Below are 18,866 nucleotides of genomic sequence, written 5' to 3'. Positions count from 1 at the left end.
ACTGCCAGCGTGGCTGGCAGTAGCGGTTAATACCATGGATTCTGGCTGGAAGAGGTAACAGCGTACCCCAGACATTTATACTGAATGGTCACACTTTCGTTCAGACATAGCGAACCGCTGATCAGAGTGCAGGTTTTAATGGGCTGCCCGTAGGCTGATGCGGTGGCATAGCCCATGTTTTGACAGGCTTTGGTTGCCGTACCGTTATTAACATAGTCATCAGACCAGGCGTTTTGCAGCATGGCCTGGCCATAGTCGAGGCGCACAATTCCGTTTAGGGCATCCGTACTGCTGACTTCTGCCTGACGGTTGATACTGCACCCGGCGAGCAACAGGATCGTTCCGGCTATGATTACACGTTTCATGGTTCACTCTGCATGACGGGAAATACGCTATTGTAACCAACGTGATGGGATGCAATGACCGGAATAGCCGGAGGATCTGCATTCTCACTGTGCAACGAGACGGGCAAGTACGCAAAACTGTGAGCGCATCTTTGTTTTTTTAAAACAATTTTTCACTTAATTTGAAAGCACGTTTGTTTGATAGTAAGGTTAAGTTGAAAAGGTATCCACAGCGGGATTGCCCGCCATGCATTCAGGAGAGACAAGATGAAAATTGCACTGATGATGGAAAACAGCCAGGCCGCTAAGAATCCCATCATCCTTAATGAGCTGAAAGCCGTTGCTGATGAGAAAGGTTTCCCGGTCTATAACGTCGGTATGAGTGATGAGAACGATCATCATCTCACCTATATTCACCTGGGCATCATGGCGAGCATCCTGCTGAATGCAAAAGCCGTCGATTTTGTTGTTACCGGCTGCGGTACCGGGCAGGGCGCGCTGATGTCCCTGAACATTCATCCGGGTGTGATTTGCGGCTACTGCATCGATCCTGCGGATGCTTTCCTGTTCGCGCAAATCAACAACGGTAACGCGCTTTCTCTGCCGTTTGCGAAGGGCTTTGGCTGGGGGGCAGAGCTGAACGTACGCTTTATCTTTGAGAAAGCGTTTACCGGACGCAATGGCGAAGGTTATCCACCGGAGCGTAAAGAGCCGCAGGTACGTAACGCCGGTATTCTGAACCAGGTGAAAGCGGCAGTGGTGAAAGAAAACTATCTGGATACCCTGCGCGCAATCGATCCTGAGCTGGTTAAAACTGCCGTCTCAGGCCAGCGCTTCCAGCAGTGCTTCTTCGAGAACTGCCAGGACAAAGAGATCGAAGCGTTTGTGCGCGGTCTTGTTGGCTGATTCCCTTTGCCGGGCGGTGCGTTGCCTGCCCGGCACAGAACCTTACTTTTTCGTTGAGACCGCGCTACCCGCATCTTTGCTCAGACGCAGCGTGTCAAACATTCCCACCAGGCAGATCAGTGCGATCGCCACAAATGCCAGCCGGAAGCTCATTCCAGGCATGTCGGCAAACCCTATCGCTTCACCGACTTTTTCTCCGATACGAATACCAATTGCCCCGAGCGTGATCCCAAGCCCCACGGCAAGCTGCGTTGCGGTTGAAAACAGGGTGTTGGCATAGCTCATCTGCGCCGATGGCACATCCGCAAAGGCCAGCGTGCTGATGGCCGTAAACTGAATAGAACGGAAAACGCCGCCGAGAAAGAGGATCAGCATGACGATCCACGCGGGAGTCTGTGGCGTGAGAAACGCGCAGGCCAGCAACGCCAGCACATTCAGCGCACCGTTAATCAGCAACAGCCGCTTAAACCCCAGGCTGCGGATCAGAGGCGTTGTCGCCGGTTTAACGGTGAGATTGCCTACGAAAACAGCCAGCACCAGCACGCCCGAGTGAAACGCATTCATGCCAAAACCGACCTGGAACATCAGCGGTAACAGGAACGGAACCGCGCTGATGGAGGCGCGAAACAGCGATCCGCCGTACAGGGTGACGCGAAATGTCGGCACCTGCATTGCATCAAGCCTGATCATCGGCCAGGTAGCCCGCTTAAAGTGACGCAGCGCCAGGCTCAACGCGACGATACCGACGATGAACAGCGTGGCCGTTAATCCTGCCCGCAGTGGCTCTCCGCCCATGAGCTCCATCGCATAAACCAGGCTCACCATGGCAAGGGTGGTAACAACAAAACCCGGTAAATCAAACGGACGACGGGTATCTTCATGCAGGTCTGGAATGATGCGCAGTGCCAGCAAAATGGCGATTATCCCCAGCGGCACGTTAATAAAGAAGATCCAGCGCCAGTCGGCATAGCTTGTAATGAACCCGCCCAGCGGCGGACCGATGATCGGCGCAACCAGTGCAGGCCACGTCAGGGTGGCGATAGCCGTGATAAGCTGGTGTTTTGGCGTGGTGCGTAACACGGCAAGGCGACCCACGGGCACCATTAGCGCGCCACCCATGCCCTGGAGCACGCGCATCGCAACGAACTGATCGAGCGTGGTGGACAGGCCGCAAAATACCGAGGCCAGCGTGAAAATCGCCAGCGCGAGGGCAAACACTTTTCGCGCGCCGAAGCGGTCGGCGATCCAGCCGCTGGCGGGGATCAGCACGGCCAGAGTGATCAGATAGGCGCTGATGCCGATATTCAGATCCACGGCCTGAACGCCGAAGCTTTTTGCCATATCCGGCAGCGCGGTGGCAATCACCGTCCCGTCCAGAAACTCCATAAAGAAAGCACCTGCAACCAGCAGCGCCGCAGGCGATAATCCACGGCTCTCTTTGCCGGATACGTTTTCACTCATTCTCTTCCTGCCCGCTCAAAAAATTTTATAAACATTTACTGGAATTTATAAGCCTGTAACGTGCGGATCTTTCACGGCTTTTTTAACAAACCAGCAGCACTGAGGATTCAGTAACCGTGATGCAGGTCACAAAATGGTTGATTTTTGTGACGGTGGTCATATTATAAGCGCATTGATGATAACACCTGCATAACACGTTACTGGAGCAACATAATGAAACTGCGCAAAATCCTGAAAAGCATGTGGGCAAACTACTGCACTACGTTTAAAGACGTCCCACCGGGTGCGATGTTCTGATAAAAAAACCTGCTTCGGCAGGTTTTTTTATGTCTGCGGACGACGGGAGGGAGATGGAAGGGCGTCTGTTTTGCTACTATGGCGGCCTTTGAATAAGGAGAATCCCATGTCACAAAACCTGAGCGCCGATCAGGAACTGGTATCTGACGTCGTCGCCTGCCAGCTGGTTATCAAACAAATCCTTGATGTGATTGACGTTATCGCGCCGGTTGAGGTACGCGAAAAGATGTCGACCCAACTGAAAAACATCGATTTCACCAACCATCCTGCTGCGGCGGACCCGGTTACGCTCCGTGCGATCCAGAAAGCGATCGCGCTGATTGAACTCCGCTTCACACCGCAGGGTGAGTCACACTAAAATAAACCGATGTTTTAAAATTAGAAACTTTTTTCTGATTTTACGTCGAAGGGCGACAGAGCCTGTCGCCCGCAGAAGGGTCAGAAGAACGTCTGCACCAGCAAATAGCTCACCACGCAGGCACAGCTTACGCCAATCAGCCCCGGCAGAATAAAGCTGTGGTTGATGATGAATTTACCGATGCGGGTGGTGCCGGAGCGATCGAATCCGATACAGGCCAGATCGCTCGGATAGGTCGGCAGCACAAAGTAGCCATACGACGCCGGGAAGAAAGCCACCAGCATTTTAGGGTCGATGCCCAGCATCAAGCCCATTGGAGCCACCGCGGTTAAAGCGGCAGCCTGGCTGTTAACCAGTTTTGAGACCAGAAACAGCACGATGGCATACGTCCAGGGATGACTCTTCACTACCCCCTCCAGCGCCATTTTCAGCTCGTCGAGATGCGCCTGAAAAAAGGTATCGCTCATCCATGCCACGCCAAACACCGAGAAAATCGCGACCATCCCCGCCTTAAATACCGCCCCGTTTGAAATGGCCGATGCATTCACCTTGCAGGTCATCAGCATAATGGCCCCGGCGATCAGCATCATCATCTGAATGACAAGGTTCATCGACAGGGCCGTCATTTTACCTTTGATCTCAAACGCCGGACGCAGCTCGGGCAGCGCACCCAGCAGGACCACAACGGCAATCCCGGCGAAGAAGATCCACGTGGACCAGTAGGCCTGTTTCGGGAAACGCTGATCCATCAACGTCTCCGTTCCTCCATAGATAAACTCCCGCTGTTTCGGATCTTTCAGTTTTTCCTGAAATTCAGGATCGTCTGCGAGGTTTTTCCCGCGACGCAAGCTCCACAGTGCCGCAATGGCGACGCCAGACAGTGAGGCCGGTACGGAGACCGCAAGAATTTCGAGGATCCCCCACGCGTGGCCGATGCCGTGCTGCGCACCCAGAATGGAGACCAGCGAAACGACGGCCACGGAAACGGGGGAGGCGGTGATCGCCATCTGCGATGCCACCGAGGCCACCGCCATCGGCCGTTCCGGGCGGATGCCTTTTTTCAGGGCGATATCCGCGATAATAGGAAACATGGTGTAAACGACGTGCCCGGTTCCGCAGAGGAAGGTCAGCATCCAGGTGGTGAAGGGCGCCAGCAGAGTGATGTGCTGCGGATGTTTACGCAGCAGGCGCTCTGCGAATTGCATCATTACGTTCAGGCCACCGGCGGTCTGTAGCGTGGCCGCACAGCCGATGACGGCGAGGATTGTGAGCATCACGTCAACCGGCGGTTTACCGGGTTGCAGACCAAAGATAAAACTCAAAACAAACAGGCCAATGCCGCTTATCAGCCCCAGGCCCATCCCGCCGAAGCGGGTGCCTATCAGCAGGCAGAGGATAATGACAATAAACTCAATGGTGATCATGATGCTCCCTCGTCAATGAATGTAATTAAACAAATCATTACACGATGTGTGGTTATTCATTGGGAGCAAGATCTGATTTGTTAAATGTCAGCAAAAGCAGGGAGTTGGTACCCACTCCCTGACGGGAGTGGGTGAAGGGACCTAGTGGTGTTGCACGGTAGCAATGTCGAGAAGATGGCGGTCCGTCTGCTCCAGACAAATCCCCGCGCGCTTCGCGTTGCGGATTTCATCTGCGAGCGTCTTCAGCAGCATGCCATCCTGCTGCTGCTCTCTGTCCATATCACGTAAAAACTTGAGGGTAGTGATGTCCTGTTGCGCCTTGGCTTCATCAGCCAGTTTGCTCAGCTTCGCACAGCGTTGCTCATACTCTTCGAGCGTTTTCTGAAACAGTTCTTCCAGAGAAGTGTAATTATCTTCAATCGTTTCAAGCTCTTTGACGGTAGGGTTTGCCCCGACGGCTTTCAAAAAGTTAAAGACACGCATCATGTGCGTGACGTTACTTTGCGCCTGAGTACGAAAGAAGGTGGCAGTGCCGTTGAGGCTTTTTCTGGAACACCACGCGCTCAAATGCAGATGCAGATTTGAAGCATAAAACTCCAGGTTCATCTGGGCATTCAGCTTTTGCATCATCGTTTGGGTAGTCATTCTCATATCCTTATTGACTGTGGGACTTGATGTCCACTACTTAACCTGACCCGGCAGGTATTGACGATTGAATGGCAGAAATAGATTTCTGCAAGGTAAAAAAACTCGAAAATTCACTTCCTGTGTTCGATTTAAATAAGCATACGCTGCTCTTCGACGTAAGAAAACTCTTAATCGAGCTGTGTTTACCATACATTACAAATTTAAATATAGCCCAAAATGGACAGAGGGTGACGAGATTGGCTTTTATGTAAGCTATTGATGTAAGTAAGTTAAAAGTAACTTATGTTCATTTTTAACGTTTCAGGAAACATTCTTTGGCGGGAAATTCTGTAGAAGTGTTAAATCAGAAATAATATCTGCAAATATATCCTGTCGTATCAAATTTGAGCTAAATCAATTTTCACTCAATATACGGTTCTGTGATCGCGTCGCAAGATCGTGATCTGATAAAGCGAGAAAATGAAACACTGTTTTACATCGTTTCATTCGTTGAGGTTTATGATGGCTAACGTTGCGGTGCTGCTGGCACCCGGTTTTGAAGAAGCAGAAGCGATTATCACTATTGATATTCTGCGACGTTTACAGATTGAGGTGGAGACGCTGGCCTGCGCGGAGACCCGTGCGGTAGTGAGTTACCACAATATCCCCATGGTGGCTGACAGTGCGTTAACGGAGCGCATTAATACGCTGTATGACGCGGTTGTGCTGCCCGGAGGGCCGCAGGGGAGCGTCAATCTTGCGGCTAACGAGGAGGTGATCCGCTTTGTTTCCGCGCACGACGAGCACGGCAAGCTCATCTGCCCGATCTGCTCTGCGGCCGCGCGGGTGCTGGGCGGTAACGGGCTACTGAAGGGGCGCCGCTACGTCTGTTCCGGCGATCTCTGGCAGAGCGTTGATGATGGAGTATATGTGGATGCGCCGGTCGTGGTGGATAATAACCTCATTAGCGGCAAGGGGCTGGGGCACGCTTTTGACTTTGCGCTGACGCTCTCTGCTCGTCTGTTGGGTGATGAGGCCCCCGTACGGGATCATGCTGAACACATTTATTATCCCTGGTAATTTTTCTGCCGGGCGCTAAGGCGCCCGGGTTACAGGGATTTCTTAGCTGACCTTATGGATAATCCTGCTTAATTCCTTTCGATTTGTAGGACAATTACGTCCTTTTTTATGTCATTTTTCGCTGAATTTATGTACGCAATTACTGTAATTCTGCGGTGTGATGGCGCTCTCTTATGGATGATTAATTTCCCGCTAAAACTATCTCCAGCAATAACGCTTATGACGAGCTAAGCGCTAATGCCTTGTTTTACGTCCGATTAAATATTTTGTTCGCCATTATTCCCTACAGATAAGAATGCTAAAGCTGGAGTTTACCATGCACAAATTTACTAAAGCGCTGGCGGCCATCGGCCTGGCTGCCGTTATGTCACAATCCGCTATCGCTGAAAATTTAAAGCTCGGTTTTCTGGTCAAACAGCCTGAAGAACCGTGGTTCCAGACCGAATGGAAATTTGCTGATAAAGCCGGAAAAGATTTGGGATTTGAGGTAATTAAAATCGCCGTGCCAGACGGCGAGAAAACGCTGAACGCCATTGATAGCCTGGCGGCCAGCGGCGCGAAAGGTTTCGTTATCTGTACCCCGGATCCAAAACTGGGTTCGGCCATTGCAGCGAAAGCGCGCGGTTACGACATGAAGGTCATCGCGGTGGACGATCAGTTCGTGAATGCCAAAGGCAAACCGATGGATACCGTTCCGCTGGTAATGATGGCGGCCACCAAAATCGGTGAGCGTCAGGGCCAGGAGCTCTATAAAGAGATGCAAAAACGCGGCTGGGATGTCAAAGAGACCGCCGTGATGGCGATTACCGCAGACGAGCTGGACACTGCCCGTCGTCGTACTACCGGGTCCATGGACGCGCTCAAAGCGGCCGGCTTCCCGGAAAAACAGATCTACAGAGTCCCCACTAAATCCAACGATATTCCGGGCGCCTTTGATGCGGCGAACTCCATGCTCGTCCAGCATCCGGAGGTGAAGCACTGGCTGGTAGTGGGGATGAACGACAACACCGTGCTGGGCGGCGTGCGTGCAACGGAAGGCCAGGGCTTTAAAGCGCCGGACGTGATCGGGATCGGCATCAACGGCGTTGACGCCGTGAGCGAACTGTCTAAAGCGCAGGCGACCGGCTTCTACGGCTCTCTGCTGCCAAGCCCGGATGTTCACGGCTATAAATCCAGCGAAATGCTCTACAACTGGGTGACCAAAGGGGTTGAACCGCCGAAATTCACGGAAGTGACCGATGTGGTGCTAATCACCCGCGATAACTTCAAAGAGGAGCTGGCGAAAAAAGGACTGGGCGGTAAGTAATACGCTGTGATTGCGCCCCTCACTCACCGTGAGGGGCCAGACGTACACACTACAGGAATCACGGAGTCGTTATGCAACAGTCTGATCCGTATCTCTCTTTCCGCGGCATCGGTAAAACGTTCCCCGGTGTAAACGCGCTGACCGATATCAGCTTCGACTGCTATGCCGGCCAGGTTCATGCCCTGATGGGGGAGAACGGCGCGGGAAAATCCACGCTGCTAAAAATTCTCAGCGGCAACTACACGCCCACCACCGGCACGCTGGCCATTCGCGGCGAAGAGGTGGCCTTCGCCGACACCACGGCAGCGTTAAATGCGGGCGTCGCCATCATCTATCAGGAACTGCACCTCATTCCCGAGATGACCGTGGCGGAGAACATTTATCTTGGCCAGCTTCCGCATAAAAGCGGTGTGGTCAACCGTTCGCTGCTCAACTATGAAGCGGGCTTGCAGCTCAAGCACCTTGGGCTGGATGTCGATCCGCAAACGCCCCTTAAGTATCTCTCCATCGGCCAGTGGCAGATGGTGGAAATTGCCAAAGCGCTGGCGCGCAACGCCAAAATTATCGCTTTTGACGAGCCAACCAGCTCGCTCTCGGCGCGTGAAATAGAAAATCTTTTTCGCGTGATCCGCGAGCTGCGCAAAGAGGGCCGCATCATTCTGTACGTTTCTCACCGTATGGAAGAGATTTTTGCCTTAAGCGATGCCATCACCGTGTTTAAAGATGGCCGCTATGTGCGCACCTTCACCGATATGCAGCAGGTCAATCATGACCAACTGGTGCAGGCGATGGTCGGACGCGATCTGGGGGATATTTACCACTGGAAACCGCGCGAGTATGGCCCGGAGCGTCTGCGTCTGGATAACGTCAAAGCGCCGGGCGTGCGCACGCCCATTTCACTCTCGGTGCGCAGCGGCGAAATCGTCGGGCTGTTTGGCCTTGTGGGGGCAGGGCGCAGCGAGCTGATGAAAGGGCTGTTTGGCGGCACGCGCATAACCCAGGGCCAGGTTTTCGTCGACGGGAAAAAGGTTGATATTCAGAAGCCTGCGCAGGCGATTAACGCGGGGATTATGCTCTGCCCGGAGGATCGAAAGGCCGAAGGCATTATTCCGGTGCACTCGGTGCGCGACAACATCAACATCTCTGCCCGGCGCAAGTTCATCCGCGCGGGATGTCTGATTAACGATGGCTGGGAGGCGAGCAACGCGGATCACCATATCCGTTCGCTGAATATCAAAACCCCCGGCGCTGAACAGCTGATCATGAACCTGTCCGGCGGCAACCAGCAAAAAGCCATTCTGGGGCGCTGGCTGTCGGAAGATATGAAGGTCATTTTGCTGGATGAGCCAACGCGCGGTATCGACGTGGGGGCGAAACACGAAATCTATAACGTCATCTATGAACTGGCAAAACGCGGTGTGGCGGTCCTGTTCGCCTCCAGCGATCTGCCCGAGGTGCTGGGCGTCGCCGACCGCATTGTTGTGATGCGTGAAGGCGAAATTGCCGGTGAATTGCTGCATGAACAGGCGAATGAACAACAGGCGTTGAGTCTCGCCATGCCTAAAGTTAGCCAGGCTGTCGCCTGAGTAAGGAGTCAATGATGTCCTCTGTTACTACATCCGGAGCGCCGAAGTCGGCTTTCAGTTTTGGCCGCATCTGGGACCAGTACGGCATGCTGGTGGTCTTTGCTGCCCTGTTCGTCGCCTGCGCGATTTTTGTGCCGAACTTCGCCACGTTCATCAATATGAAGGGGCTGGGGCTGGCGATCTCTATGTCCGGCATGGTGGCCTGCGGAATGCTGTTTTGCCTGGCCTCCGGCGATTTTGACCTGTCGGTCGCCTCGGTGATTGCCTGTGCAGGCGTCACCACTGCCGTGGTGATCAACATGACCGAAAGCCTGTGGATCGGCGTGCTGGCCGGTCTGCTGCTCGGCGTGTTGAGCGGCCTGGTGAACGGGTTTGTCATTGCGCGTCTGAAGATTAACGCCCTGATAACGACGCTGGCGACCATGCAAATCGTGCGCGGTCTGGCCTATATCATCTCCGATGGTAAAGCGGTCGGGATTGAAGACGAACGTTTCTTCACGCTGGGCTATGCCAACTGGCTGGGTTTGCCTGCGCCAATCTGGCTGACGGTCGCGTGTCTGATCCTGTTTGGCTTCCTGCTTAACCGCACCACGTTTGGGCGTAACACGCTGGCGATTGGCGGCAATGAAGAGGCGGCGCGTCTGGCGGGTGTCCCGGTCGTACGGACCAAGATCATTATCTTCGTGCTTTCCGGGCTGGTATCGGCGGCGGCGGGGATTATTCTGGCGTCGCGTATGACCAGCGGCCAGCCAATGACCTCCATTGGTTATGAGCTCATCGTCATCTCAGCATGCGTTTTAGGGGGCGTTTCCCTCAAGGGTGGCATCGGAAAAATCTCATATGTGGTGGCGGGGATCCTGATTCTGGGGACCGTGGAGAACGCCATGAACCTGCTTAATATTTCTCCGTTCTCTCAGTACGTCGTACGCGGCCTGATCCTGCTGGCAGCGGTGATCTTCGACCGTTACAAGCAAAAAGCGAAGCGTACCCTCTGATTTATTTATAGCCACTACCTGGTCAACTATTAACCATAGTTGACCCCCTGACCGGCCCGCCAGTTTTGCTGACGGGCCGGTTGCCAAATGGCGAGCGCCGTCACACTGTCTATACTTACATGGCTGTTTTGTTCACTGTAAGGAGGATTAGGGTGGCTGACTTGTTAACCGCACCGCCTGTACTGCCCGGAAAATTTGCTTTCTTTTTTGACCTCGACGGGACGCTCGCCGGGATTGAACCGCATCCGGATGACGTTGTTGTACCGGACATGGTGTTAGAGAATTTGCAGCAGCTCTCCCGACAGAACGAGGGGGCACTGGCATTGATTTCAGGGCGCTCAATGGCCGAGCTGGACGTGCTCGCCAGTCCTTATCACTTTCCGCTGGCCGGTGTGCACGGAGCGGAGCGCCGCGATATCCATGATCAACTGCATATAGTTTCACTCCCCGACACGCTGATTCAGGCGCTGCATACGCAACTCTCTTCGGCTCTGGAAATGCTTCCCGGTACGGAACTGGAAGCCAAAGGCATGGCCTTTGCGCTGCACTACCGTCAGGCGCCCCATCATGAAGCGGCGATCTTTGCGGTAGCAAGAAGCCTGGCGGAAGCCCATCCGGAGCTGGCCTTACAGCCGGGTAAATGTGTGGTCGAGATTAAACCGGCAGGAATTAATAAAGGCGCTGCCATTGCCGCATTTATGGCGGAAGCGCCGTTCAAAGGGCGTACGCCCGTCTTTTTTGGGGATGACCTGACCGACGAGGCCGGGTTCAGGGTGGTAAACCAGGCTCAGGGCATGTCTGTCAAGGTAGGTCCTGGTGAAACCATTGCCGGATGGCGGCTGGAAAATGTCACCAGCGTCTGGCAGTGGATATCTGACGTCGCTAACCAGCAACAACAACAAATAGCGCAAAACAACGGGAGAAATCATTATGGGTCGCTTAGTCGTCGTCTCTAATCGCATCGCACCGCCGGATGATAAAAAAGCCAGTGCCGGTGGCCTGGCGGTCGGGGTATTAGGTGCCCTTAAAGCCGCCGGGGGGCTCTGGTTTGGCTGGAGCGGGGAAATCAGTAATGATGAAAAACCGCTAAAAAAGGTGTCACGGGGCAATATTACGTGGGCCTCCTTCGCCCTTAGCGAGAAGGACTACGATGAATATTATTCCGAGTTCTCAAACGCCGTGCTGTGGCCAGCGTTTCACTATCGTCTGGATCTGGTGAAATTCCAGCGTGAATCCTATGAAGGCTATATGCGCGTAAACGCGCTGCTGGCAGATAAACTGCTGCCGCTGATCGAAGAAGACGATATTTTATGGATCCACGATTACCATCTGCTGCCTTTCGCCAGGGAACTGCGAAAACGGGGTGTGAATAACCGGATCGGCTTCTTCCTGCACATTCCTTTTCCGACGCCGGAAATTTTCACCGCGCTGCCGCAGCATGAAGAAATTCTTGAGGCGCTATCCGATTATGACCTGCTCGGCTTCCAGACGGAAAATGACAGGCTGGCCTTCCTCGACAGCGTGTCGGGTAAAACCCGGCTGGTCACTCACGGCGGGAAATCTCACACCGCGTGGGGACGAAACTTCCATACCGAAGTTTACCCGATTGGTATTGAACCAGACGAAATTGCCGAGCAGGCCTCCGGTCCGCTGCCGCCGAAGCTTGCCCAGCTCAAGGATGAACTCAAGCACGTTAAGAATATCTTTTCTGTTGAACGACTGGACTATTCTAAAGGATTGCCGGAGCGGTTCCTCGCTTACGAAACCCTGCTGGATAAATTCCCGCAGCATCACGGTAAGATCCGCTACACCCAGATAGCGCCGACCTCGCGCGGTGAGGTTCAGGCCTATCAGGATATTCGTCATCAGCTGGAAACCGAAGCAGGGCGCATCAACGGGCGCTATGGTCAGCTCGGCTGGACGCCGCTTTTCTATCTCAATCAGCACTTTGAGCGCAAAATCCTGATGAAGGTATTCCGCTATGCGGACGTCGGGCTGGTCACGCCGCTGCGCGACGGGATGAATCTGGTGGCAAAAGAGTATGTAGCAGCACAAGATCCTGCTGACCCGGGCGTGCTGGTGCTGTCGCAATTTGCCGGGGCGGCAAACGAGCTTACCTCAGCACTGATTGTCAACCCTTACGATCGCGATGACGTGGCAAATGCCCTCAACCGCGCGTTAACCATGCCGCTTGCGGAACGTATATCACGTCATGCGGAGATGATGGAGACCATCGTCAAGAATGATATCAACCGCTGGCAGGCGCGTTTTATTGACGATTTACGCGCGATCCAGCCGCAAAGTCAGGAAGGTCATCTGCAAAAAAAGATCGCGACATTCCCTAAACTCGCCTGATTTTCTCCGGGGGCATTAATTGCCCCCGAGAGGCACCAGCAGGACATCCACCTGGCTTGACGAAACGATAGTTTTTGCTGAGCACGCCGCGCGAGAAATAAAGCTCTGGTTATGATTTCCGCAAATCACCAGATCGATATTCTGTTTCTGACACATGTCGAGAATATGCGCACTCAATTCCCCTGTGGCAATCACCGTTTGATGGACTGGATATTTTGCCCGCTCGACCAGCTCGCGCAGAAATTGCTGCGTTTCTTCCTGAAGAACCTCACGAATGTCTTCCAGCATCGGCGCTGCCAGTTGATTATACATCTCGGGTTCAGCAGCAAGGGTGATCAAACTAATGCGGGCGCTGGTCGGGCGAGCGATTGAAACGGCACGGGCGACGAGTTGATGACTTTCTGGGGAAACGGCAACAGAAACAAGAAGATGGGAGTAACTCATCACACACTCCTTTTATGCCAGAATGACACGTTTCTCAAGCTTTACCGCGAATCTGCCGCTTCTGCAAGAGGCGTACGCGACAATAGTGTGAACCTTATCATAATTATTCATTAATTATTCTTATAAGAAGAATAACGAAAAGAGGGCGCCAAATGAAAGTAATTAACAACTTAACGTAAATCACACATTTAGCCTTCCGTGCTGTTAAATCGTGTTAACCGTTCGTCAACGCAAGCGTGATGGTTACGTAGCGAAACTGCTTTCATAAAACGAAATGGTAAGTTACTGTTTTTAATTAATTAACTCGGCATTCGCCTGACATTTATGCGCATTAACACGCGAAGGAGCGGTGCTTCTTCGAATCCGCAATATTCATACCCGATCCCCTTATCCATCTGCATGCGTATTCGTTCCATAAGAATATTAACGAGCTTCGGTTGCTCAAAAAATGGCCAAATTACAAGTCACGCTGATGGATTTATGGGTTACATTCGCGTAAATTATGTGACGAAGATCACATTTTTTTTAAATTTCAGGTGGGGCTGCATTGTATGTGTCAAAACTGACGAGTAGAGTTTGCGTCGAATTAGGAAAAATCTTAGTTATTTGTAAGAAAAGATAAAATGTGTAACCGACATTTTGGCCATGTTTACCGGTAACGCGCTTTACGACGTACAAACCTAAATTCAACTATGCATTTGGCCTTTTCTTTTTATACCGGGTGATTTCCCGGCGACATCACGGGGTGCGGTCTTTCCGCATAAAAATAATAGTTGGTTATTCTGGATGGGAAAAATGCATACATCCGAGTTGCTAAAACATATCTATGACATCAACTTGTCGTATTTATTGCTCGCGCAGCGTTTGATTAGTCAGGACAAACCGTCAGCGATGTTCCGTCTGGGTGTTAACGAAGAGATGGCAACCATGCTGGGTGGATTAACACTTCCGCAAATGGTCAAGCTGGCTGAAACCAATCAACTTGTCTGCCAGTTCCGTTTCGATAACCCGCAGACCATTACGCGTCTGACTCAGGAATCCCGCGTGGACGATCTGCAACAGATCCACACCGGTATTCTTCTCTCCACCCGTCTGCTCAACGAAATCAGCCAGCCTGATGACGTAGCCCGGAAGAAAAGGGCTTAACAATGAGCGAGAAAAGCATTGTTCAGGAAGCCCGTGATATCCAGCTGGCAATGGAACTCATCACACTCGGTGCGCGTTTACAAATGCTGGAAAGCGAGACGCAGCTTAGCCGTGGTCGTCTGATCAAGCTGTATAAAGAATTGCGTGGTAGTCCGCCGCCAAAAGGCATGTTGCCGTTTTCGACTGACTGGTTCATGACCTGGGAGCAGAACATCCATGCTTCCATGTTCTGCAACGCCTGGCAGTACTTGCTTAAAACGGGCTTATGTAGCGGCGTTGATGCCGTGATTAAAGCCTACAAACTTTACCTTGAACAATGCCCGCAACAGGAAGAGGGACCGCTGCTGGCGCTGACCCGCGCCTGGACGCTGGTGCGTTTTGTAGAAAGCGGAATGCTTGAGTTGTCGCGCTGCAACTGCTGTGACGGCAATTTTATTACCCACGCGCACCAGCCTGCGGGCAGCTTCGCCTGTAGTTTGTGCCAGCCTCCATCCCGAGCCGTAAAAAGACGTAAACTTTCCCGGGATGCTGCCGATATTATTCCACAACTGCTGGATGAACAGATCGAACACGCTGTTTAACCCGAACCTGTGGGCAAGATTCCAGCAGCGGTAAGCCATTACCGCTGCTTTTTTTTACCCTGCGTTCAGGTCATGCGCTCGAAATGAACGTCCTGCCATAGTCACTAGCGGAAGGATGATGTCGTGCTTATCTTATTAGGTTACCTGGTAGTTCTCGGTACAGTTTTCGGCGGTTACATGATGACCGGCGGGCACCTTGGAGCACTCTATCAACCGGCTGAACTTGTCATCATCGGCGGTGCAGGGGTAGGGGCTTTTATCGTTGGTAACAACGGTAAATCGATTAAGGGCACGCTGAAGGCGATTCCGCTGCTGTTTCGTCGTTCAAAATACACCAAAAGCATGTATATGGACTTGCTGGCGCTGCTTTACCGCCTGATGGCGAAGTCACGTCAGCAGGGGATGTTCTCGCTGGAGCGGGACATCGAAAACCCGAAAGAGAGCGAAATTTTCGCAAGCTATCCGCGTATTCTGGCCGACGCGATGATGCTCGATTTTATCGTCGATTACCTGCGGCTGATCATCAGCGGCAACATGAACACGTTCGAAATTGAAGCGCTGATGGACGAAGAGATCGAAACCCACGAGAGCGAATCTGAAGTGCCGGCCAACAGCCTGGCGCTGGTGGGGGACTCCCTTCCGGCATTCGGCATCGTGGCGGCGGTCATGGGCGTCGTTCATGCCCTGGCCTCGGCGGATCGCCCGGCGGCCGAGCTGGGCGCGCTGATTGCCCACGCGATGGTGGGGACGTTCCTCGGTATTTTACTGGCCTATGGCTTTATCTCTCCGCTGGCGAGCGTGCTGCGCCAGAAGAGCGCCGAGACCACCAAAATGATGCAGTGCGTGAAAATTACGTTGCTCTCAAACCTCAACGGTTATGCCCCGCCGATCGCCGTCGAATTTGGTCGTAAGACGCTCTATTCCAGCGAACGTCCGTCGTTTATCGAACTGGAAGAGCACGTGCGTGCGGTGAAAAACCCAAACCAACAGACGACAACTGAGGACGCATGAAAAACCAGTCCCATCCGATCGTCATCGTAAAAAAGCGCAAGCATAAGGGGCACGGGCACGGTTCTCACGGCTCCTGGAAGATCGCGTACGCCGACTTTATGACCGCCATGATGGCCTTCTTCCTGGTGATGTGGCTGATCTCCATCTCCAGCCCGAAGGAGCTTATTCAGATTGCGGAATATTTCAGAACGCCGCTGGCGACGGCGGTCAGCGGCGGGCCGCGCATTTCGAACAGCGACAGCCCGATCCCTGGCGGCGGGGATGATTACACCCAGCAGCATGGGGAGGTTAAAAAACAGCCAAATATCGACGAGCTGAAAAGACGGATGGAGCAGGTGCGGCTGAAAAAACTGCGCGGGGACCTGGATCAGCTGATTGAAGCGGACCCAAAGCTGCGCGCGCTGCGTCCGCACCTGAAGATCGACCTCGTGCAGGAAGGGCTGCGTATTCAAATTATCGACAGCCAGAACCGGCCGATGTTCAAGACCGGCAGTGCCGACGTAGAGCCATATATGCGCGATATTCTGCGTGCGATTGCGCCGGTGCTTAACGGTATTCCTAACCGTATTAGCCTGTCCGGACACACGGATGATTTCCCGTACGCCACGGGAGAGAAGGGATACAGCAACTGGGAGCTTTCTGCCGATCGCGCCAACGCCTCGCGTCGCGAGCTGGTGGCGGGTGGGCTTGATGATGGCAAGGTCCTGCGCGTGGTCGGCATGGCTGCAACCATGCGCCTTACCGACCGCGGACCGGATGACGCCATCAACCGTCGTATCAGTCTTTTAGTGCTGAACCAGCAGGCGGAGCAGGCCATCCTGCATGAAAACGCCGAAAGTCAGAATGAGTCACTGGACGATTTAAAACAGCCTGGGGCCGTCCCTTCGGCTGCCGTTCCAACATCGCCACCAGCCAATCCGAGGTGATAGCGTGAGCATGGATATTACCGATTTTTACCAGACATTTTTTGATGAAGCCGACGAGCTGTTGGCCGATATGGAGCAACATTTGCTGGATCTCGTGCCCGAGGCACCGGACGCCGAACAGCTCAATGCCATCTTCCGTGCGGCGCATTCCATTAAAGGCGGAGCCGGCACGTTTGGATTTACCATTTTGCAGGAAACCACCCATTTAATGGAAAACCTGCTGGATGAAGCACGACGCGGTGAGATGCAGCTCAATACCGACATTATCAACCTGTTTTTGGAAACGAAAGATATTATGCAGGAACAGCTCGACGCCTATAAAAGTTCGGCAGAGCCTGATGCCGCCAGCTTTGAATACATCTGCAACGCGCTGCGTCAGTTAGCGCTGGAAGCCAAGGGTGAGGCGTCTGCGCCCGTTGTCCCTGCGGCAAAACTGAGCGTTGTTGACGCCGTGGCGGAACCCGAAACGGCACCTGACGCGCCCGCAGGAAAACTGCGCGTGGTGCTGTCACGTCTGAAAGAGAACGAGGTCAACCTGCTGGAAGAGGAGCTGGGGAACCTGGCGACGCTCAGCAACGTGGTGAAGGGCAAAGACAGCCTGGCCGCGACGCTTGACGGCGGGATCGGCCAGGATGACATCGTGGCGGTGCTGTGCTTCGTGATTGAAGCGGATCAGATTGCTTTTGAAACCGAGTCGGTGGCCGTTGAAGCGCCTGCTCCGGCAGAGAATCCCCCTGCGGTAGTTGCCGCTGCCCCGGCACTCAAAGCCGTGCCAAAAGAGACGGCTGCCCCGGCCCGCGGTGAAAAACCGGCGGCGCGTTCCAGCGAATCCACAAGCATTCGTGTGGCGGTAGAGAAAGTGGATCAGCTGATCAACCTGGTGGGTGAACTGGTGATCACCCAGTCGATGCTGGCCCAGCGCTCTAACGAGCTGGACCCGGTGACCCACGGCGATCTCATCACCAGCATGGGCCAGTTACAACGTAACGCCCGCGATTTGCAGGAATCGGTGATGTCCATCCGCATGATGCCGATGGAATATGTCTTCAGCCGATTCCCGCGCCTGGTGCGCGACCTGGCCGGCAAGCTCAACAAACAGATCGAACTCACGCTGATGGGCAGCTCCACCGAGCTGGACAAGAGCCTGATCGAACGCATTATCGACCCGTTAACGCACCTGGTGCGTAACAGCCTCGACCACGGCATCGAGCTGCCGGAAAACCGCGTGGCAGCCGGAAAATCGCCAGTGGGCAACCTGATCCTGTCAGCAGAACATCAGGGCGGCAACATCTGCATCGAAGTGACCGATGACGGCGCGGGCCTTAACCGCGATCGCATTCTGGCGAAGGCGATTTCTCAGGGGATGGCGGTCAACGAAAACATGACCGACGAAGAGGTGGGCATGCTGATTTTTGCCCCGGGCTTCTCAACCGCGGAGCAGGTCACCGACGTTTCCGGCCGCGGCGTGGGTATGGACGTGGTGAAACGTAATATTCAGGAGATGGGCGGTCACGTTGAGATCCAGTCTAAGCAGGGGGCGGGCACCACCATTCGTATCCTGCTGCCGCTGACGCTGGCCATTCTTGACGGCATGTCCGTCAAAGTGGCGGACGAAGTCTTTATTCTGCCGCTGAACGCGGTGATGGAGTCCCTCCAGCCGCGCGAAGAAGATCTGCATCCGCTGGCGGGCGGCGAGCGCGTGCTCGAAGTGCGCGGCGAGTATCTGCCGCTGGTGGAACTGTGGAAAGTGTTCGAAGTGGACGGGGCAAAAACCGAGGCCACGCAGGGTATCGTTGTGATCCTGCAAAGCGCCGGACGCCGCTACGCGCTGCTGGTCGATCAGCTGATTGGTCAGCATCAGGTGGTGGTTAAGAACCTGGAAAGTAACTACCGCAAAGTGCCGGGGATCTCTGCTGCCACCATCCTGGGTGATGGTAGCGTCGCGCTGATCGTCGATGTATCGGCACTTCAGGGATTAAATCGTGAACAACGTGTGGCGAACACAGCCGCCTGATTAAG

Annotated in this window: 19 protein-coding genes; 14 read left to right on the top strand and 5 right to left on the bottom strand. The window is 53.7% G+C overall.

Features of this window, described 5'->3' with window-relative positions; all coding sequences use genetic code 11:
- Positions 1–26: 26 nt before the first annotated feature.
- The gene (gene yecR / locus G6Q29_RS02990) at positions 27–365 is read right to left on the bottom strand and encodes a YecR family lipoprotein (protein ID WP_165464460.1); all 339 of its coding nucleotides are present in this window, start codon (positions 363–365) and stop codon (positions 27–29) included.
- A 246-nt stretch (positions 366–611) separates the two neighbouring features.
- Here yecR and G6Q29_RS02985 point away from each other — a divergent pair, with 246 nt between their 5' ends.
- The gene (locus G6Q29_RS02985; RefSeq protein ID WP_165464459.1) at positions 612–1,250 is read left to right on the top strand and encodes an RpiB/LacA/LacB family sugar-phosphate isomerase; all 639 of its coding nucleotides are present in this window, start codon (positions 612–614) and stop codon (positions 1,248–1,250) included.
- A gap of 42 nt (positions 1,251–1,292) precedes the next feature.
- Here G6Q29_RS02985 and G6Q29_RS02980 read toward each other — a convergent pair whose 3' ends face one another.
- Entirely contained in the window at positions 1,293–2,711 is a 1,419-nt protein-coding gene (locus tag G6Q29_RS02980) for an MFS transporter (RefSeq protein WP_165464458.1), read from the bottom strand.
- A gap of 213 nt (positions 2,712–2,924) precedes the next feature.
- Between G6Q29_RS02980 and azuC the strand changes: the two genes are divergently transcribed.
- Together azuC and G6Q29_RS02970 are read left to right on the top strand one after the other, a co-directional pair.
- Entirely contained in the window at positions 2,925–3,008 is an 84-nt protein-coding gene (gene azuC / locus G6Q29_RS02975; protein ID WP_003859682.1) for a stress response protein AzuC, read from the top strand.
- Between the two features lie 106 nt (positions 3,009–3,114).
- Complete coding sequence (locus G6Q29_RS02970; protein ID WP_003859683.1) at positions 3,115–3,366, top strand: DUF2766 family protein; 252 nt, start codon at positions 3,115–3,117, stop codon at positions 3,364–3,366.
- A gap of 80 nt (positions 3,367–3,446) precedes the next feature.
- Here the strand turns inward: G6Q29_RS02970 and G6Q29_RS02965 are convergent, their stop codons facing one another.
- Both G6Q29_RS02965 and G6Q29_RS02960 read right to left on the bottom strand, forming a co-directional pair.
- Entirely contained in the window at positions 3,447–4,790 is a 1,344-nt protein-coding gene (locus tag G6Q29_RS02965; RefSeq protein ID WP_165464457.1) for an anaerobic C4-dicarboxylate transporter, read from the bottom strand.
- Between the two features lie 141 nt (positions 4,791–4,931).
- Positions 4,932–5,435, bottom strand: coding sequence for a non-heme ferritin-like protein (locus G6Q29_RS02960; protein WP_165464456.1), 504 nt, complete (start codon positions 5,433–5,435; stop codon positions 4,932–4,934).
- A gap of 504 nt (positions 5,436–5,939) precedes the next feature.
- Here G6Q29_RS02960 and G6Q29_RS02955 point away from each other — a divergent pair.
- From G6Q29_RS02955 to otsA, 6 genes are all read left to right on the top strand, one after another.
- Positions 5,940–6,497 (top strand): DJ-1/PfpI family protein, encoded by a 558-nt coding sequence (locus G6Q29_RS02955; RefSeq protein ID WP_165464641.1) that lies wholly within the window; start codon positions 5,940–5,942, stop codon positions 6,495–6,497.
- A 316-nt stretch (positions 6,498–6,813) separates the two neighbouring features.
- A complete protein-coding gene (gene araF, locus G6Q29_RS02950; protein ID WP_165464455.1) occupies positions 6,814–7,803 on the top strand; it encodes an arabinose ABC transporter substrate-binding protein AraF in 990 nt (329 codons plus the stop codon).
- A gap of 71 nt (positions 7,804–7,874) precedes the next feature.
- Entirely contained in the window at positions 7,875–9,389 is a 1,515-nt protein-coding gene (araG, locus tag G6Q29_RS02945) for an L-arabinose ABC transporter ATP-binding protein AraG (RefSeq protein WP_003859688.1), read from the top strand.
- Between the two features lie 14 nt (positions 9,390–9,403).
- A complete protein-coding gene (gene araH / locus G6Q29_RS02940) occupies positions 9,404–10,384 on the top strand; it encodes an arabinose ABC transporter permease AraH (protein ID WP_165464454.1) in 981 nt (326 codons plus the stop codon).
- A gap of 152 nt (positions 10,385–10,536) precedes the next feature.
- Positions 10,537–11,340 (top strand): trehalose-phosphatase, encoded by an 804-nt coding sequence (gene otsB / locus G6Q29_RS02935; RefSeq protein ID WP_165464453.1) that lies wholly within the window; start codon positions 10,537–10,539, stop codon positions 11,338–11,340.
- Positions 11,315–12,739: an alpha,alpha-trehalose-phosphate synthase gene (gene otsA, locus G6Q29_RS02930; protein WP_165464452.1), complete on the top strand. Its 1,425-nt coding sequence runs from the start codon at positions 11,315–11,317 to the stop codon at positions 12,737–12,739. Before otsB ends, otsA begins: the two co-directional genes overlap by 26 nt.
- Positions 12,740–12,754: 15 nt before the next feature.
- Here the strand turns inward: otsA and uspC are convergent, their stop codons facing one another.
- Positions 12,755–13,183: a universal stress protein UspC gene (uspC, locus tag G6Q29_RS02925; RefSeq protein ID WP_165464451.1), complete on the bottom strand. Its 429-nt coding sequence runs from the start codon at positions 13,181–13,183 to the stop codon at positions 12,755–12,757.
- A 795-nt stretch (positions 13,184–13,978) separates the two neighbouring features.
- On the opposite strand from uspC, the gene flhD reads away from it, so the two are divergent.
- From flhD to cheA, 5 genes are all read left to right on the top strand, one after another.
- Entirely contained in the window at positions 13,979–14,329 is a 351-nt protein-coding gene (gene flhD / locus G6Q29_RS02920) for a flagellar transcriptional regulator FlhD (RefSeq protein WP_003859693.1), read from the top strand.
- Between the two features lie 2 nt (positions 14,330–14,331).
- A complete protein-coding gene (gene flhC, locus G6Q29_RS02915) occupies positions 14,332–14,910 on the top strand; it encodes a flagellar transcriptional regulator FlhC (RefSeq protein ID WP_003859695.1) in 579 nt (192 codons plus the stop codon).
- Positions 14,911–15,033: 123 nt separating this feature from the next.
- Positions 15,034–15,921, top strand: coding sequence for a flagellar motor stator protein MotA (gene motA / locus G6Q29_RS02910; RefSeq protein ID WP_003859696.1), 888 nt, complete (start codon positions 15,034–15,036; stop codon positions 15,919–15,921).
- Complete coding sequence (motB, locus tag G6Q29_RS02905) at positions 15,918–16,847, top strand: flagellar motor protein MotB (RefSeq protein WP_165464450.1); 930 nt, start codon at positions 15,918–15,920, stop codon at positions 16,845–16,847. Before motA ends, motB begins: the two co-directional genes overlap by 4 nt.
- Positions 16,848–16,851: 4 nt before the next feature.
- Complete coding sequence (gene cheA, locus G6Q29_RS02900; RefSeq protein WP_165464449.1) at positions 16,852–18,861, top strand: chemotaxis protein CheA; 2,010 nt, start codon at positions 16,852–16,854, stop codon at positions 18,859–18,861.
- Positions 18,862–18,866: the final 5 nt, after the last annotated feature.

The organism is Enterobacter cloacae, assembly GCF_011078175.1.
GTDB lineage: Bacteria > Pseudomonadota > Gammaproteobacteria > Enterobacterales > Enterobacteriaceae > Enterobacter > Enterobacter cloacae_Q.
The sequence above is the reverse complement of the archived record's forward strand: the minus strand, read 5'-3'. Positions and strand labels throughout refer to the sequence as shown.

Coding starts and splice junctions, on each gene's coding strand:
- yecR (WP_165464460.1), bottom strand. CDS start 365: ATGAAACGTGTAATCATAGCCGGAACGATCCTGTTGCTCGCCGGGTGC.
- G6Q29_RS02985 (WP_165464459.1), top strand. CDS start 612: ATGAAAATTGCACTGATGATGGAAAACAGCCAGGCCGCTAAGAATCCC.
- G6Q29_RS02980 (WP_165464458.1), bottom strand. CDS start 2,711: ATGAGTGAAAACGTATCCGGCAAAGAGAGCCGTGGATTATCGCCTGCG.
- azuC (WP_003859682.1), top strand. CDS start 2,925: ATGAAACTGCGCAAAATCCTGAAAAGCATGTGGGCAAACTACTGCACT.
- G6Q29_RS02970 (WP_003859683.1), top strand. CDS start 3,115: ATGTCACAAAACCTGAGCGCCGATCAGGAACTGGTATCTGACGTCGTC.
- G6Q29_RS02965 (WP_165464457.1), bottom strand. CDS start 4,790: ATGATCACCATTGAGTTTATTGTCATTATCCTCTGCCTGCTGATAGGC.
- G6Q29_RS02960 (WP_165464456.1), bottom strand. CDS start 5,435: ATGACTACCCAAACGATGATGCAAAAGCTGAATGCCCAGATGAACCTG.
- G6Q29_RS02955 (WP_165464641.1), top strand. CDS start 5,940: ATGGCTAACGTTGCGGTGCTGCTGGCACCCGGTTTTGAAGAAGCAGAA.
- araF (WP_165464455.1), top strand. CDS start 6,814: ATGCACAAATTTACTAAAGCGCTGGCGGCCATCGGCCTGGCTGCCGTT.
- araG (WP_003859688.1), top strand. CDS start 7,875: ATGCAACAGTCTGATCCGTATCTCTCTTTCCGCGGCATCGGTAAAACG.
- araH (WP_165464454.1), top strand. CDS start 9,404: ATGTCCTCTGTTACTACATCCGGAGCGCCGAAGTCGGCTTTCAGTTTT.
- otsA (WP_165464452.1), top strand. CDS start 11,315: ATGGGTCGCTTAGTCGTCGTCTCTAATCGCATCGCACCGCCGGATGAT.
- uspC (WP_165464451.1), bottom strand. CDS start 13,183: ATGAGTTACTCCCATCTTCTTGTTTCTGTTGCCGTTTCCCCAGAAAGT.
- flhD (WP_003859693.1), top strand. CDS start 13,979: ATGCATACATCCGAGTTGCTAAAACATATCTATGACATCAACTTGTCG.
- flhC (WP_003859695.1), top strand. CDS start 14,332: ATGAGCGAGAAAAGCATTGTTCAGGAAGCCCGTGATATCCAGCTGGCA.
- motB (WP_165464450.1), top strand. CDS start 15,918: ATGAAAAACCAGTCCCATCCGATCGTCATCGTAAAAAAGCGCAAGCAT.